Source organism: Puniceibacterium antarcticum (assembly GCF_002760615.1).
GTDB lineage: Bacteria > Pseudomonadota > Alphaproteobacteria > Rhodobacterales > Rhodobacteraceae > Puniceibacterium > Puniceibacterium antarcticum.
Genome location: NZ_AWWI01000141.1, coordinates 78,091 through 94,227, shown reverse-complemented (window position 1 = coordinate 94,227; position 16,137 = coordinate 78,091). Strand labels below are relative to the sequence as shown.

The window sequence follows — 16,137 nt, the reverse complement described above, 5'->3', positions numbered from 1 at the left end:
CAAACTTAGCTGTAAGAACACCAAACCACGTTAACCTTAATTTTGTATTAAAGCCCGGCTGATCGTACAGAGTTTTACAACGCCCTGACCGCAACGCGCAGGTTTTCGACCAGATCCTCGCGCGATATGCCGGTTTGTTCAGACAGGCGCCTCAGGCCAAAATGCACATGGGCCATTTCCTGATAATAACTGGTATAGGCATAGTTCGTTGCCGCACCAGCGACGGCACCGATCACAGGCACGGTCTGCGTCGCCAGCTTCTGGCCCAGCACTGTAGCAAGGCGCGGCGCAACGCGTGCAATCAAACTATGTACCGTGCCACCTGTCAGTGTGACACGCGCAGACAGAAAAGCCATGTCAGCGCCGTCATCCGCCGCCAGCGGCCCGGCAGATCCGAAGACCAGCAGGCATTCTTTCTGCACTTCGGGGTCATCAGGATCAAAACCGTATTCGAAGGCAATACCTTGGATCGTGCGCAACAGAACTGTCGTTGTGACCGGTAGTTCTGCCAGCGCAGTAGGTAAACCGCCTGCCCCGCCCATCGCACCCATGGCGGTAGTTATCGCCGTGTTCAGCCATCCCTTCTGATCAGGCACCATACCACGGGACTGGCTTGCTGCGCGCATGGCGATGTTCAGCGCACGAGAAGTCGCATCCTCAAGCCGTTCCTTGACCTTGTCAGGCAGGCGTTCCAACAGGTTCTCAGCCTGACCACCGACAAAATTAAGCACCTGAATGCCGACGCCGCCTGCGCCCTTATGCCGTCGCGCCAGCGCCGTCAGTTCCTGATTGATATCCACCACTGCGACAAGATCAGTGCCCGTCATCTGCTGTCTCCTGTTTCCCCAACAGACATTGGGGTGGCAGGCGCATGTTTCAAGCCGCCCGGATCACCGGCCCGCAGATCCCGTTCCAGGCATCCGGTGTCAACTCAAGCCCCAGGATCCGGTCTTGGTTAGTCGGAGGCGGCATCTCGATACCGGACAAGCGATGAAAACCAAAGCGCTGATAATAAGGTAGATCCCCGACAAGAAGCACTCTGTTCCAGCTTTCCGCTGCCTGAGCCAGGCTGTCACGGATCATCGCCGCGGCAAGCCCTTCGCCCTGCGCCGTGGGGTGAACCGCAACCGGACCCAGCAAAAGCACCTCTGCATCGCCAATGCGGACTGGCCAATAGCGGATGGCGCCGCCAAGCATGCCCATTTCATCCCGCGCGATGCGGCCCAAGGCCGCCACAGGCGGCACATCGTCGCGCAGACGATAAGAAGACAGCGCAGTACGACCCGGAGCAAAGCAGAGATCGAAGAGCGCTTCGACCTCCCACCAATCTTCGGGATTTTCTTTTTTCAGGACGAACACAGGCGCACCTCGTGCATTTGGGGCAGATCCGGCCTATCACGACGCAAAGCCTTGGGCAAACAGGAGAAAAACATTCATGTTCTATCAACCTTCCGAGGGCCACGGCCTGCCGCACAATCCGTTCAATGCCATCGTCACACCACGTCCAATCGGCTGGATTTCGACCCGCGGCTCCGACGGATCAGAGAATCTTGCGCCATATTCCTTTTTTAATGCAGTGGCTTACACACCACCACAGGTGATGTTCGCATCGACCTCTGCTAAAGAGGATCGCGGCGACACAAAAGACAGCGTGGCCAATATTCGTGACACAGGCGTATTTTGCGTGAATATCGTGGAATATGCGATGCGCGACGCGATGAATCAAAGTTCGGGACCCTGGGACAAGGCCACGGACGAATTCGAGCTGGCAGAAATCGAAAAGGCGCCATGCACCACCATCGCCTGCAGCCGAGTCGCGCAGGCGCCTGCCAATCTGGAATGCCGACTGACCCGGATCGTGGAACTTGAGGGCGAGTCGAACTTTGCTGTGTTCGGAGAGGTCATGGGCGTTCACATGCGCGATGACTGCATCATCAATGGCATATTCGACATCCTGAAATTCACCCCCCTTACCCGGCTTGGCTACAAAGACTACGCAGTGATCCGCGAGACCTTCAGCCTGAACCGTCCGGGTCAAAGCTGAGCCGCGCAAAGGATGCGCGCAACTTGACTCTGATGATATAACCGTCCTCTTTTTGGGATCATCGCAGGCTCTCCTTGGAAAATTAATGCAGTCGGGGGGCGGTCACATCATCAGAGCCCGCTCTCGGGTAAAAGGTTGAGATATCGCGATACGTAACAAGTGACGGGACGCACCTGAACAGTTCTGGGTGCCAAGGAAGTCCTGTTGCGCAGTTTTCGCAAATTCATGCTTCAGCCCAGCATACTAGCCACCTGCTAAGAGGCACGCGGCGTTTTTGAAATGACTGTGCCGCGCCGCTCACGGCCGTCCGGCAAATCCAATCAAATTCCTGCAGCACTACAGGTTGCCGTTGCAGAAGACATGCGCGCGCGCCACAAAATCAGTAATATCACAAAGGGGGGTGTAAAATGGTACAGACAAAGATCGGCGTGATTGGTGGCTCGGGTCTCTACGAGATGCCCGGTCTGCAAAATGCCAAATGGGGTACAATGGACAGCCCCTGGGGTGCCCCCTCTGACCAACTTCTAAGCGGAGTGATGGACGGTGTACCCATGGTTTTTCTACCCCGGCATGGGCGCGGGCATGTGCATTCCCCCTCGAGCGTTCCCTACCGTGCCAATATCGATGTGCTGAAACGCCTTGGCGTAACCGATGTGATCTCGGTCTCGGCCTGCGGCTCTTTCCACGAAGAGATGGCGCCGGGGGACTTCGTAATCGTTGATCAATTCATCGACCGGACATTCGCACGCGAAAAATCGTTCTTCGGCACGGGCTGTGTTGCGCATGTGTCGGTGGCACATCCGGTCTGCGCGCGCCTGAGCGCTGCCTGTGCGACAGCGGCAGAGGCGGCAGGGATCACCGTGCATCGCGGCGGCACCTATCTTGCCATGGAGGGGCCGCAATTTTCAACCCGTTCCGAATCGGTGATGTATCGCAATGTCTGGCAGGCAGATGTGATCGGCATGACCAACATGCCCGAGGCCAAACTCGCCCGCGAGGCTGAACTCTGCTACGCCAGCGTCGCAATGATCACAGATTATGATAGTTGGCACCCGGACCATGGCAGCGTCGATCTGGCCGAAATCATCCGCATCCTGACCGGCAATGCACAAAAAGGACAGACCCTAGTAGGTAGCCTGCCCGATCTTTTGGGGGTCCAGCGCAGTACCTGCCCCGACGGCTGCGATCATGCCTTGGAAGGCGCCATTTTGACAGCTCCGGATAAACGTGACCCGATCTTGACCAGCAAACTTGATGCTGTTGCGGGCCGCGTTCTGGGGTAATGGCCGTTAAGATTTCGGCCAAAGTCTGGTTCCGAAATCCTATGCCGCGCTCTGAAGATCTGTGTCGCATAATATCGCCTCGTAGGTAACGAGAACCCGATGCGAGACTATGCGCCAAAGAACAGCATTGCTCCCCGATCCGGGACAGTCAGAACCGCATACTTTCAAACACCGCGTCCACCGCCGTGAATACGATCAAGGACTACATCGGCACCATTGTGGATTTCCCGCACGAAGGGATCATTGTGGATTTCCCGCACGAAGGGATCCTGTTTCGCGATGTCACCAGTTTTTTCGCCGACCCGCACGGCTTTCGCACCGCGATAGATCAGGTTCTGCATCCCTATGCGGGCCCGCGCGTCGACAAGATCGTAGGGATCGAGGCGCGCGGCTTCATCATCGGTGGCGCAGTCGCGAGCCAGCTTTCGGTCGGCTTTGCGCCGGTTCGTAAAAAAAGGCAAACTGCCGGTCAAGGTAATCTCGGAAGAATATACCTTGGAATACGGAGCTGCCGTGGTCGATCTGCATTGCGACGCGACCCAACTTAGAGAAAAAGTGCTCATTTTCGATGATCTTATGGCCACCGGCGGTACCGCCAAGGCTGCAATCCTACTAGTCGAACGTCTGGGCGGGCAAATCATCGGCTGTGCCTTCATCGTTAATCTGCCAGAACTTGGCGACCGCAATCTGCTCGAATTCTTGGGCATAGACGTACACGCGCTCTGTGCCTTCAATGGACTCTGAGCGACACGACCACCGGAGCGAGCGTCGCCCATCTGTGTGTACGAAAATCCTGAAAATGCACACTCGGCACACGCACTCCTGTGGATCAAACGCTAAAGACATCCGCCCAGTCGGGATGACGCTGTCGTTGCGCATTGACGAAAGGGCAGAGAGGCACAATCCTGAACCCCTCCAACCGCGCGTCCGCGACCAACCGTTGGACCAGTGCAAGACCGGCGCCCGTGCCGCGAAAGGCATCTGGCACACCGGTATGATCCGCAATTACCAGCGTAGCAGAGGCTATGGAATAGGTCAGTTCTGCCTCTGAGCCGTCCTTGCGGATAACATAACGACCCTTTGCGCCGTCAACCTCGCGGGTGATTGCGAAGTCACTCAACGATCGTGCCTGCAGTTGCGGCGCGCAGCTCTTCTTCGCTCACACCCACGGCACATTCGACAATTCTCAGACCGCCCTCGACCACGTCCAGAACACCCAAGTTGGTGATGATCCGATCCACCACGCCCTTGCCCGTCAGCGGCAGAGTGCATTCCTTAAGCAGCTTGGATTCGCCTGCCTTGTTTGTGTGATCCATCACGACGACCACCCGTTGCACGCCAGCGACAAGGTCCATTGCTCCGCCCATGCCCTTGACCAGCTTCTTGGGGATCATCCAGTTGGCGAGATCCCCATTCTCGGCCACTTCCATCGCGCCGAGGATCGCCATGGCAATCTTGCCGCCGCGGATCATACCAAACGACATCGCCGAGTCGAAATACGAGGTATGCGGCAGTTCGGTGATCGTCTGTTTGCCGGCATTGATCAGGTCAGGATCCTCTTCGCCGTCATAGGGGAACGGCCCCATGCCCAGCATGCCGTTTTCGGACTGCAGCGTCACCTCTACCCCCTCGGGGATGTAGTTGCTGACCAGCGTCGGGATACCGATACCAAGGTTCACATAGGTGCCGTCCTGAAGTTCCTGAGCCGCGCGTGCGGCCATCTGTTCGCGATCCCAAGGCATCAGGCTTGCTCCCTCTTGCGGGTTGTAACTTTCTCGATCCGCTTCTCGTGTTCACCCTGGATGATGCGGTGCACATAGACGCCCGGGAGGTGGATCTTGTCGGGGTCAAGCTCGCCCGGCTGCACGATCTCTTCGACCTCGACGACGCAGACCTTGCCACACATGGCCGCAGGCGGGTTGAAGTTGCGCGCAGTCTTGTTGAACACGAGATTGCCCGTCGTATCCGCTTTCCAAGCCTTGACGATCGAAAGGTCCGCGAACAGGCCAGTCTCAAGGATGTAGGTCTCGCCGTTGAAATCCTTGTGTTCCTTACCCTCGGCAATCTGAGTGCCCACGCCGGTCTTGGTGTAGAACCCAGGGATGCCACATCCCGCAGACCGCATCCGCTCGGCCAGAGTGCCCTGCGGGTTGAATTCCAACTCCAGCTCGCCGGACAGGTATTGGCGCATGAATTCGGCATTCTCGCCCACATAGGACGAAATCATCTTTTTCACCTGCTTGGTTTGCAGCAGTATTCCGATCCCGAAATCGTCCACACCGGCGTTGTTTGAGGCAAAGGTCAGATCCTTGGTTCCAGCATCCTTGATCGACTGCAGCAACAGTTCCGGAATACCACACAGGCCGAAACCACCCGCTGCAATGAACATGCCGTCAAACAGCAGGCCGTCCAAAGCCTCTGCCGCAGATCCATAGACTTTATTCATGGAAATCTCCTCAACTGATTGCGCAATTTGTGGCCCGCTGGTTGGGAAGAGTCAACGCAGGGTCATTGCCCTGCGTTGAGGTATGACAGCAGGCCAGATCAGACCAGACGCACTTGGGTGCCAATCACCGTGATGGCGAAAAGTTCTTCGATCTTTTCATTATACAGCCCAATGCAGCCATCCGAGGACCGGCGCCCGATCTTGCGGGTGTCCTGCGTGCCATGGATCAGATAGGCTGGCCAGTCAAAATAGAGCGCATGGGTGCCAAGCGGATTGTCCGGCGCACCGCCCGAGACAGGTTTCCAGTCGGGGAAACGCTTGAGCTGGCTAGAGGTCGGTGTCCAGCTTGGACCGACCTTCTTACGCACAATCTTGGTATATCCGCGCCGCGTCAGTTCATCTGTCTTGGGCACAGAGGTCGGATAGATACGATAGTCGCTGCCATCTGCATTCCAATAATGCAGCGCTCGGCTGGTGGTATCGCAAACGATGGCTCCCACGCCGAGGCTGTCGAAATGATCTCTCCAGTCCTGACGGGCAAAGCTTGAGATGTTGTTGCGTGCAGCGTCTTGCGCAAGCGCTGGAAAAGGAAGCAGAGATGCCACCGCCCCCGCGATCAGGGTCCGGCGGGTGGGGTTGTAAGCCATTAAGTTGCCTTTCTTAAATTTCCTCTTGATCCGCAACCTGAGGTGGCGACAAGTAAGAGGCCAATCACATATGCTTGAATCGAAATGTGATCGGCAGAAAGGTCACAAAAACCAGCTCACTCGGCCTCTTTGGGCGCCGCTTTCTTGGCTGGGGCCTTCTTGGCCGCAGGTTTCTTGGCGGTTGTGGTCTTGGTCGTCGCGCTCTTGGCAGCGGCTTTCTTGACCGGGGCCTTTTTAGCCGCAGGCTTTTTCGCGGCTGCCTTTTTGGCAGGCGCCTTCTTGCCCGACTTTGCGGCCTTTTCGGCGATCAGGGCAACCGCCTGCTCCATCGTCACATCCGCCGGTTCCGTTTCTTTCGGCAGGGTGGCGTTGATCTTCTCCCACTTGATGTATGGGCCATACCGCCCCTCCATCACACTGACCGCACCGCCGCCCTCGGGGTGGTCACCCAGCTCTTTCAACGCCTTGGCCGCAGCCCGACCAGCCCCGCGCGTGGCAAGTTTCTGTGCCAGCACATCGACAGCCCGGTTGATCCCAATCTCAAAGACCTCATCGACCTCCTTGAGGTTGGCATAAAGCTTGCCATGCTTGACGAAGGGACCGTAGCGGCCAATCCCGGCCTCGATAGGTTCGCCATCCTCGGGGTGCTTGCCGACTTCGCGCGGCAGGCTCAGCAGGGTCAGCGCCTTTTCCAGGTCCATCGCATCCGGCGCCCAGCCCTTGGGCAGGCTCGAACGCGGCGGCTTCTTGTTCTCTTCGGTGACTTCGCCGCGTTGGACATAAGGCCCGAACCGGCCAGACCGCAGGGAAATCTCGTCCCCTTGGTCTTCGCCCAGAACCCGGTCTCCGCCCTCGGTGGAATCACCCCCGATAGGACGGGTGTAGCGACACTCTGGGTAGCGCCCACAGCCGACGAACCCGCCGGTGCGCGATGTCTTGAGGTGCAGCTGCCCCTCACCACAGAGCGGACAGACACGAGGGTCAGAGCCATCCTCGCGCGGCGGATACAGCTGCGGCGCTAGCGCTGCGTCGAGGACGTCGAGCACCTCGGTAATGCGCAGTTCAGAGGTTTCTGCAATCGCAACCGAGAAATCCTTCCAGAAGCGCATCAGCACGTCTTTGTAATTCGCTTCGCCGGCGCTGACATGGTCAAGATCGTTTTCCAGCGCTGCAGTGAAGTCATATTCGATGTAGCGCTTGAAAAAGTTCAGCAGGAAGATGGTGACGATCCTGCCCTTGTCCTCGGGGAACAGGCGGTTCTTGTCCTTGCGGACATATTCGCGGTCCTGAATCGTTGTGATCACAGAAGCATAGGTCGACGGACGCCCGATCCCCAGCTCTTCCATCTTCTTGACCAGCGTCGCCTCGGTATAGCGCGGCGGCGGCTGGGTGAAGCTTTGCAGCGCAAGCACGGCGCTGTTGTCCGACAGCACGGCCGACGGGCTCTTGTCCGCCTCAAGCACATCATCGTCCTTGGAGGTCGACTTGGCGAACTGCTCTTTCAGGCCGCTCTTGGCAAAGGCTGCCGGTTCCCCCTGAGAGATCTGCGGAAGGCGGTTTTCATCCTCGTCCCCCACATCGTCGCGGCCCTCTTCATAGACCTTGAGAAAGCCGTCAAACAGCACGACCTGCCCCGTGGCGCGCAGTTCAATCTGACCATCGCGACTGGCGATATCAACGGTTGTGCGCTCAAGACGTGCGCCTTCCATCTGACAGGCCAGCGTGCGCTTCCAGATGAGGTCATAGAGCTTGCGCTGATCCGCGTCGGTCAGCTTCAGCGCGGCAGCATCCTTGGACATTTCCGTCGGGCGGATGCATTCGTGGGCTTCCTGCGCGTTCTTGGCCTTGTTCTTGTAGATGCGTGGGCTTGAAGGGACGTATTCATCCCCGTAGCGTTCCTTGATTGCGGCGCGCGCTTCTTGCACGGCCTCAGGCGCCATATCGATGCCGTCGGTCCGCATGTAGGTGATGTGGCCGGCCTCATAAAGGCGCTGCGCGGCAGACATGCACATTTTGGCGCCCATGCCGAACTTGCGCGACGCCTCCTGCTGCAGGGTCGAAGTCATGAACGGAGCCGAAGGGTTGCGGGAGGCCGGTTTCGCCTCGACCGATTTCACGGTCAGATCGCGTGAGGTGACAGCCTGCACAGCGATTTCTGCCTGCGTACGATTTTCGATATCGTAGCGGTCAAGTTTCTTGCCCGCCAGCACCGTCAGTCGCGCCTCATATTCCTGCCCGCGCGGCGTGGCGAAAAGCGCCTTCACTGACCAGTATTCGCGGTTGTTGAAGGCCTCGATCTCCATCTCGCGCTCGACGATCAGGCGCAGGCAGACCGATTGCACCCGCCCGGCAGAGCGCGCGCCAGGCAACTTGCGCCAGAGCACGGGTGAGAGGTTAAAACCGACAAGGTAGTCGAGCGCGCGGCGGGCGAGATAAGCCTCAACCAGCGGAGCATCGATCTCGCGGGGATTCTTCATCGCCTCGGTCACGGCGGCCTTGGTGATTGCGTTAAATGTGACGCGGCTGACAGCCGTGTCCTTCTTGATCGACTTGCGCTTGATCAGCGCCTCTTGCAGGTGCCAGCTGATCGCCTCGCCCTCACGATCCGGGTCAGTTGCGAGGATCAGCGAGTTATCCTTGGCAAGCGCATCGGCGATCGCCTTCATGTGCTTCTTGGAGTCGTTTCCGACCTCCCAGATCATCTCGAACCCGTTCTCTGTATCAACCGAGCCGTCCTTGGCAGGCAGATCGCGAACGTGTCCGTAAGAAGCGAGAACTGTGTAATCCGAGCCCAGATATTTGTTGATTGTCTTGGCTTTGGCCGGGGATTCGACAACGACAACGGGCATGAAATGCGCACCTTTCGGGAATGGGTCTGGTCTCGTATGGCGGGGCAGCTTGTGGGGTGCAAGCGGGAATTGTCAATCCGAAGCACTTGGACACCGCCATGAAGGCCCGCAGTAACAATGATCTAAAGCGCCCTAAAAGGAATACTATGGCTGCGTTTTTCGTAAATGATTACAATACATTTCTACCTGTTTCAGATAGCACTTGGAACAGACCTCTGAGAGGTTCGCAAGATCCGTGCGGCGCGAATGGTCGCGCCTCGCTAGTCAATACGTGACAATAGCCCTCCAGGCTGGCGACGGATCCGCCCGTCAAGTTCCAGTTCGGTCAGCGCAGGTGACACTTCTTTAGATGGGGCGCCAACATCCCGGATCAGTTGATCTTCGGCCAGCGGAGAGGGTCCGAGCCGCATCAGGATCTGACTGTGCAGCGCTGCAGTTTCACGCAGGCTACGGCGATCGTGTGGCGGGGCATCAGGCGGTATCGGCACAGGCAGTTGCGTCTGCCTCAGAGGCGATTGCAGAGTTGGAAGCGCCTCAATAACGTCTTCGGCGCTGCGCACCAGCGTGGCACCGTCGCGCAACAACATGTTACATCCGGCAGCGCGGGCATCAAAAGGATGCCCCGGGACCGCCATCACCTCGCGTCCCTGATCCAACGCGCATCTGGCTGTGATCAGAGATCCGGATTTACCCGCCGCCTCAACCACGACAACGGCGCATGCCAGCCCCGAGATGATGCGATTTCGCGCGGGGAAATGACGGGCCTGCGGCTGCATCGCGATGGGCATTTCGCTGACACGCACCCCCCCGGTGGCAACAATATCTTCGCCCAGCTTGGCGTTTTCCGATGGATACAGGACATCTGCACCGCCCGCCATGATCGCCACGGTTCCGGTACCAAGGCTGGCCAAATGCGCCACGGCATCAATGCCGCGCGCAAGACCAGACACCACGACATACCCCTGTTCGCCAAGACCGCAAGCGAGCGCCTTTGCCATGCGCGTACCCAGAGAGGATGCATTGCGCGCTCCGACAAGTGCCACCATCGGACGGCCAAGCACAGCGGGATCACCAATCACCCAGAGCATCGGCGGCGCATCGGAGAGATCGCAAAGAGCATCAGGATAGTTAGCCTCTCCCCGACAGATCAGCTGCGCTCGCGCATGGCGGGCCGCCTTGAGTTCGGCGTGAACCACACCTTCGGGGCAAACCGAATAATCGGAAACACCCGCCTTTGTGGCGATCTGTGGCAGCGCCGCAAGCGCCGCCTGCGCCGAGCCGTGCTCACCCATCATGCGATAAAATGTTGAAACGCCGACCCGGCGAGAGCGCAAGAGACGAAGCCAAGCTAGCCGATCATCTTCCGTGGTGGGTGGGAGTAGGGGGTGAGTGGAAGAAAGGGTCTCTTCGGTCATCCTGGCTCCGTCGCTTGCTGCACTTTGATAGCGGACTATTGGTTAATAGAGGATGAAGGTAACCAAGTGTGACGAAAATTCCGGGCTGACCGATTTGCTGCGCGGCCTTAGCCCTGCGCACCTCCAACCGTCAGCCCGCCGATCATAACCGTGGGCTGACCGACCCCAACCGGGACCCATTGCCCCTGCTTGCCGCAGTTGCCCATGCCCGGATCCAGCGCCATGTCATTGCCCAAGGCGCGGATCTGTTGTAGTGCCGTAGCACCATCGCCGATCAGCGTCGCACCCTTTACAGGCGCTCCGACCTTGCCGTTCTTGACGCGGTACGCCTCTGTGCAGGAAAATACGAACTTGCCGTTGGTGATATCCACCTGTCCACCACCAAAACCGACAGCATATATACCGTCCTTGAGATCGGCAACAATATCAGCCGGATCGGCATCGCCGCCCAACATATAGGTGTTCGTCATCCGTGGCATTGGCGTATGCGCATGAGATTCGCGTCGCCCATTGCCAGTTGGAGCCACCCCCATCAGGCGCGCGTTTTGACGATCCTGCATGTAGCCAACTAAAATGCCATCTTCGATCAGCACATTCTTGCGCGATGGTGTGCCCTCGTCATCCACGGTGATCGACCCACGCCGATCCGGGATCGTGCCATCGTCAAGAACCGTCACCCCGCGAGAAGCGACCTGCTGCCCCATCAGGCCGGCAAAGGCCGAACTGCCCTTGCGGTTAAAATCGCCCTCAAGCCCATGCCCCACTGCCTCGTGTAGCAGAATGCCCGGCCAGCCCGGTCCCAATACAATGTCCATGACCCCCGCAGGCGCAGATTCGGCACTCAGATTCACCAGCGCGATGCGCAGCGCCTCGCGCGCTTTGGCCTGCCAGCCGGCAGGATCCAGCAGCCCGTCTAGCAGCACGCGTCCGCCGCCGCCCGCTGTCCCCGCCTCGCGCCGCCCCTTATCTTCGACGATGATGGAAACATTCACGCGCGTCATGGGCCGCGTGTCCGTCACAAGGGTGCCGTCCGCGCGCAGGATCGCGACTTCCTGCAAGGACGCCGCGATAGTCGCGGTCACCTGCACCACCCGCGGATCAAGGTCCCGGGCGAAGGCGTCGATCTCGCGCAGTGTCTCGACCTTGACCGGAAAGGCGTGGCCCGCGATCGGATCTGCATCTGTATAAAGCGTCGTGTTGGTGCGCTGCGGCGCCTCGGCCAATGTGCCGCCTCCATCACCCACCGCAAGACGGGCGGTTTCAGACGCGCGCAGAATCGCAGATTCGCTGATATCCGTAGAATGAGCGTAGCCTGCCACCTCTCCGCGCACTGCGCGCAGGCCGAATCCTTCGGAAGCGTCATAGCTTGCAGTCTTGATGCGACCATCGTCGAACATCAGCACCTCGGACCGGCTGCGTTCCAGGAAAAGTTCGCCATCATCCGCCCCTGAAAGTGCATTGCGCAGCTGGAAAAGCGTATTTTGCTGATCCAGAGCAGTCTCAAATGGGCGAAAGGGGGCATCTGTCATGGGGCATTCCTGTTTGTGCTGCGCTCTTGAAACGGCAGGCTATGCGGCGAAAGCGTCCGTTTGCCGCAAGCAATATTCTTTATCTATAGATAAGAATATGGTTTTAAGCAGCGACAACACAATGGGGTGTGCCGGAACGGTTTCTTAAACCGCCAGCCTCACCCTGCCCGCGACAGATGAAGACACACAACCGATCAGGGTGACATATGCGACTTAAAACGATGCTGGCGGGTCTTGCCGCTGCCCTCACCGCCGGACCGGCACTTGCCCAGGACGGGCTTGAGATTGTTGGCCACCCCAAAGACGGCGCCATGGGCTTTCAGCCTGCCGCGACCGAACTTGCGCGAGACCTCCACTGGCTGGACGGCATGGTCAGCATTATCATGGTCGCTATTGTCGTTTTCGTGACGGCGCTTATGATCTATTGCATGGTGCGCTACAACCGTCGGGCCAATGCGAAACCCGCCGGTTTCACCCACAACACCCCTATCGAGATTGCATGGACCCTAGCGCCAATCGTTATTCTGGTCTTTATAGGTTCTTTCTCTCTCCCAGTCCTGTTCAAGCAGCAGGAAATTCCGACTGCTGATATCACGATCAAGGCGACCGGCTACCAGTGGTACTGGGGCTATGAATATGTCGACAGTGACTTTGCCTTTGACAGCTACATGATCGGCTCGCCGGCAACTGGCGGCGACAACCGCATGAGCCCGGATGTCGAAGCACAGCTGACCGAAGCGGGTTATTCCAAGGACGAATGGCTGCTAGCAACCGACACCGCTGTGGTCGTACCCGTGGGCAAGACCATTGTTGTTCAACTGACCGGTGCCGACGTGATCCACTCATGGACGGTACCGGCCTTCGGTGTGAAACAAGATGCCGTTCCCGGTCGTCTGGCGGAGCTCTGGTTCAAGGCCGAGCGGGAAGGTGTGTATTTTGGTCAGTGCTCCGAACTTTGCGGCCCAAGCCACGCCTATATGCCGATCACCGTCAAAGTCGTGAGCCAGGAGGCATATGATGAATGGCTGCAGGGTGCGATCGAGGAATATGCAGGCACGCCGTCAGGCTACAATGTCGCCTCTGCCGAATAAGCGTTCTGTGGCATGGGGCCCTCGGGCGCCCCGCCCCCCCCCCCGCCACACCGGAATACATGCCAGGGGAAACCCTAAGCTAATGACCAGCAAGGATTACAACGCATGAGCGATGCGAGCATCAACAGCCCCGACTTTTCGGGCCGGGGCTTCGACGGCGAAGCACAATTCGGCGATTTTTTTGCCCTGCTCAAACCCCGGGTCATGACGCTTGTGGTCTTTACTGCAGCCGTAGGATTGTTTGCGTCGCCAGTGCACGTGCACCCTTTTGTAGCCTTTTGTGCCATACTGTTCATCGCAGTGGGCGGTGGCGCCTCAGGCGCGCTGAACATGTGGTGGGATGCGGATATCGACGCGGTGATGAAACGTACCGCGCGCCGCCCGATCCCGTCCGGTAAGGTAACGGAGCAAGAGGCCTTGGGCATTGGCCTTGCCCTTTCCGGTTTTTCTGTAGTTTTCCTTGGCCTCGCCTCCAACTGGTTCGCCGCTGGACTGCTGGCCTTCACCATCTTCTTTTACGTCGTCGTCTACACCATGTGGCTCAAGCGATGGACGCCGCAGAACATCGTCATCGGTGGCGCGGCAGGAGCCTTCCCCCCAATGATCGGCTGGGCAGTGGCAACCGGCGGAATCAGCATCGAATCCGTACTGATGTTCTGCCTTACCTTCATGTGGACCCCGCCGCACTTCTGGGCACTGGCCCTGTTCATCCGCAAAGATTATGATCACGCCGGCGTGCCGATGCTGACCGTGACGCACGGTCGCCGTTCGGCGCGCAATCATATCCTCGTCTACACCCTGCTGCTGGCGGCCTTGGCACTTGCAACAGCCTTCACCAGCGTCGGTGGTCCAATCTACCTGGCCGTTGCCATCGTGCTGAATACGCTGTTCGTAAAAGGCGCTTATGATATATGGCGCCGGGACGAAGACATGTCGGAAACCGACAACTTCCTTACGGAAAAGAAATTCTTCAAGCTGTCCCTGCTATATCTGTTCGCACATTTCGGCGCGATCCTGATCGAAGCGATCCTGACACGGATGGGCATGGGGGGATGGTCATGAGCCTAAACAAACAGCACGAAATCCACACCCGCCGGTTTAGCCGCAATCTGGGCGTCGGCGTTGTCTTGGGCGCCTTCATAGCGATCATCTTTGGCCTGACGATCGTCAAGGTATCACGCGGCGATTATGAACCGGCCCGCCCCCCCGCAGCAACGGAGGCAACACAATAATGGCAATGGATCCGAAATCCAAAACTGTTGCAACTCTGGTCGGCGTCGTGCTCACCATGGGTGCGCTCGCCTGGGCCTCTGTGCCATTCTACAACTGGTTCTGCCGCGTCACAGGCTTTGGCGGCGTGACGCAAGTGGCTGAGGCAGGCAGCGACACGGTTCTGGACCGCAAGGTGACAATCCGTTTCGATGCGACGGTGGACAGCAGAATGCCGTGGGAGTTCAAGCCCGTCGTACGCACGATGGAAATGAATATCGGCGAAGACGGCCTCGCCTTCTTTGAAGCGTACAACCCGACAGATCACCCTGTCGCTGGTCAAGCTGCTTATAACGTGACCCCCTACGAGGCAGGTGGTTATTTCAACAAAATCCAGTGTTTCTGCTTTACCGAGCAGGTGCTGATGCCGGGCGAACGGGTGCAGATGCCAGTCAACTTCTTCGTCGATCCGGCGATTGTGGATGACCGCGATGCCAAGTACGTCCACCAGATCACTCTGTCCTATACCTTTTATCAAATTGACCTGCCCGAGGAAGTGCAAGCCTCTTGGGACGCAGGCAAGACCGAAACAACAAGCGTAAACTAACGCCTTCCACAACGAGGGAACCCCAATGGCGCATGCAAAAAATCACGACTACCACATTCTGAGCCCCTCTGCCTGGCCACTGATCGCATCGGTCAGCGCTTTTGTCATGCTCTTTGGAGCAGTGCTCTGGATGCACGGATCCGGGCCTTGGATGTTCCTGGTCGGCCTGATTGCCGTGCTTTACACCATGTTCGGATGGTGGTCTGAAGTCATTGCAGAAAGCATGGTCGGAGATCACACGCCTGTGGTGCGGATCGGCCTGAAATACGGCTTCATCCTTTTCATCATGTCCGAAGTGATGTTCTTCTTTGCCTGGTTCTGGTCCTTCTTCAAACACGCACTTTACCCGATGGGTCCGAACAGCCCCGCTGTAGATGGCGTCTGGCCACCCGCAGGGATCGAGACATTTGATGCATGGCACCTGCCTCTGATTAACACGCTGATCCTGCTTTGCTCTGGTGCGGCGGCGACTTGGGCTCATCATGCGCTGGTGCACGAAAACAACCGCAAGGATATGAAGAACGGTCTGATCCTGGCTGTTGCCCTTGGCCTGCTGTTTACCTTCTTCCAAGCTTATGAGTACAGCCACGCTGCATTTGGCTTCTCTGGCAACATCTATGGTGCAAACTTCTTCATGGCGACCGGCTTTCATGGCGCGCATGTGATCATTGGGACGATTTTTCTATTCATCTGCCTGCTGCGCCTGATGAAAGGCCATTTTACCCCGGAAAAGCACGTCGGTTTTGAAGCCGCGGCTTGGTATTGGCACTTCGTTGACGTGGTCTGGCTGTTTCTGTTTGCGTCGATTTACGTCTGGGGCGGCTGAGGCTGTCATTCTATTCAAATGCAAACGCCCGCTTCTGGCGGGCGTTTCGCTTTTCGCCACTCTGCACCTCGCCATTTTCGTTAAATCGATTGAATGCGTGCGTCGCTTTGAAAACCCCAAGTTGGATGAAATGACACGTGCGCAGCGGATCGCGGGGATTGCAGTTGAAGACGGCAGGCAAGGCAGGCTAA

At 58.0% G+C, this 16,137-nt stretch carries 16 protein-coding genes and 1 pseudogene; 8 read left to right on the top strand and 9 right to left on the bottom strand.

Annotated elements, in window-relative coordinates:
• Positions 1 to 74: 74 nt before the first annotated feature.
• Positions 75 to 827 carry an EcsC family protein gene (locus tag P775_RS21050; RefSeq protein WP_099912835.1) on the bottom strand — a complete coding sequence of 251 codons (753 nt, stop codon included), beginning with the start codon at positions 825 to 827 and terminating at the stop codon, positions 75 to 77.
• A 49-nt stretch (positions 828 to 876) separates the two neighbouring features.
• Positions 877 to 1,359 (bottom strand): GNAT family N-acetyltransferase, encoded by a 483-nt coding sequence (locus P775_RS21045; RefSeq protein ID WP_099912834.1) that lies wholly within the window; start codon positions 1,357 to 1,359, stop codon positions 877 to 879.
• A gap of 76 nt (positions 1,360 to 1,435) precedes the next feature.
• Between P775_RS21045 and P775_RS21040 the strand changes: the two genes are divergently transcribed.
• The 3 genes and pseudogenes from P775_RS21040 (at position 1,436) to P775_RS21030 (ending at position 4,071) form a co-directional block, all read left to right on the top strand.
• Positions 1,436 to 2,044, top strand: coding sequence for a flavin reductase family protein (locus tag P775_RS21040; protein WP_099912833.1), 609 nt, complete (start codon positions 1,436 to 1,438; stop codon positions 2,042 to 2,044).
• Positions 2,045 to 2,451: 407 nt separating this feature from the next.
• Complete coding sequence (locus P775_RS21035) at positions 2,452 to 3,327, top strand: S-methyl-5'-thioadenosine phosphorylase (protein ID WP_099912832.1); 876 nt, start codon at positions 2,452 to 2,454, stop codon at positions 3,325 to 3,327.
• A 185-nt stretch (positions 3,328 to 3,512) separates the two neighbouring features.
• Positions 3,513 to 4,071, top strand: a pseudogene (locus P775_RS21030) (adenine phosphoribosyltransferase).
• Between the two features lie 85 nt (positions 4,072 to 4,156).
• Here the strand turns inward: P775_RS21030 and P775_RS21025 are convergent.
• The 7 genes from P775_RS21025 to tldD all read right to left on the bottom strand — a co-directional run bounded on the left by P775_RS21025 (position 4,157) and on the right by tldD (position 12,213).
• Complete coding sequence (locus P775_RS21025; protein WP_099912831.1) at positions 4,157 to 4,447, bottom strand: GNAT family N-acetyltransferase; 291 nt, start codon at positions 4,445 to 4,447, stop codon at positions 4,157 to 4,159.
• Entirely contained in the window at positions 4,440 to 5,069 is a 630-nt protein-coding gene (locus P775_RS21020; protein ID WP_099912830.1) for a 3-oxoacid CoA-transferase subunit B, read from the bottom strand. Before P775_RS21020 ends, P775_RS21025 begins: the two co-directional genes overlap by 8 nt.
• Entirely contained in the window at positions 5,069 to 5,773 is a 705-nt protein-coding gene (locus P775_RS21015; protein WP_099912829.1) for a CoA transferase subunit A, read from the bottom strand. The genes P775_RS21020 and P775_RS21015 overlap by 1 nt, the downstream gene beginning before the upstream one ends.
• A 98-nt stretch (positions 5,774 to 5,871) precedes the next feature.
• Positions 5,872 to 6,420 carry a L,D-transpeptidase gene (locus tag P775_RS21010; RefSeq protein ID WP_099912828.1) on the bottom strand — a complete coding sequence of 183 codons (549 nt, stop codon included), beginning with the start codon at positions 6,418 to 6,420 and terminating at the stop codon, positions 5,872 to 5,874.
• A 116-nt stretch (positions 6,421 to 6,536) separates the two neighbouring features.
• Positions 6,537 to 9,269 (bottom strand): type I DNA topoisomerase, encoded by a 2,733-nt coding sequence (gene topA / locus P775_RS21005; RefSeq protein WP_099912827.1) that lies wholly within the window; start codon positions 9,267 to 9,269, stop codon positions 6,537 to 6,539.
• 260 nt (positions 9,270 to 9,529) lie between these two features.
• Positions 9,530 to 10,684 (bottom strand): DNA-processing protein DprA, encoded by a 1,155-nt coding sequence (gene dprA / locus P775_RS21000; protein WP_099912826.1) that lies wholly within the window; start codon positions 10,682 to 10,684, stop codon positions 9,530 to 9,532.
• Between the two features lie 107 nt (positions 10,685 to 10,791).
• A complete protein-coding gene (tldD, locus tag P775_RS20995) occupies positions 10,792 to 12,213 on the bottom strand; it encodes a metalloprotease TldD (protein ID WP_099912825.1) in 1,422 nt (473 codons plus the stop codon).
• Between the two features lie 206 nt (positions 12,214 to 12,419).
• Between tldD and coxB the strand changes: the two genes are divergently transcribed.
• The 5 genes from coxB to P775_RS20970 all read left to right on the top strand — a co-directional run bounded on the left by coxB (position 12,420) and on the right by P775_RS20970 (position 15,946).
• Entirely contained in the window at positions 12,420 to 13,304 is an 885-nt protein-coding gene (gene coxB / locus P775_RS20990) for a cytochrome c oxidase subunit II (RefSeq protein ID WP_099912824.1), read from the top strand.
• A gap of 105 nt (positions 13,305 to 13,409) precedes the next feature.
• Positions 13,410 to 14,366: a heme o synthase gene (cyoE, locus tag P775_RS20985; protein WP_099912823.1), complete on the top strand. Its 957-nt coding sequence runs from the start codon at positions 13,410 to 13,412 to the stop codon at positions 14,364 to 14,366.
• Complete coding sequence (locus tag P775_RS28210; RefSeq protein ID WP_180287520.1) at positions 14,363 to 14,536, top strand: hypothetical protein; 174 nt, start codon at positions 14,363 to 14,365, stop codon at positions 14,534 to 14,536. The genes cyoE and P775_RS28210 overlap by 4 nt, the downstream gene beginning before the upstream one ends.
• Positions 14,536 to 15,120, top strand: a complete 585-nt coding sequence (locus tag P775_RS20975) for a cytochrome c oxidase assembly protein (protein WP_099912821.1) — start codon at positions 14,536 to 14,538, stop codon at positions 15,118 to 15,120. The genes P775_RS28210 and P775_RS20975 overlap by 1 nt, the downstream gene beginning before the upstream one ends.
• 25 nt (positions 15,121 to 15,145) lie before the next feature.
• Complete coding sequence (locus P775_RS20970; protein ID WP_099912820.1) at positions 15,146 to 15,946, top strand: cytochrome c oxidase subunit 3; 801 nt, start codon at positions 15,146 to 15,148, stop codon at positions 15,944 to 15,946.
• Positions 15,947 to 16,137: the final 191 nt, after the last annotated feature.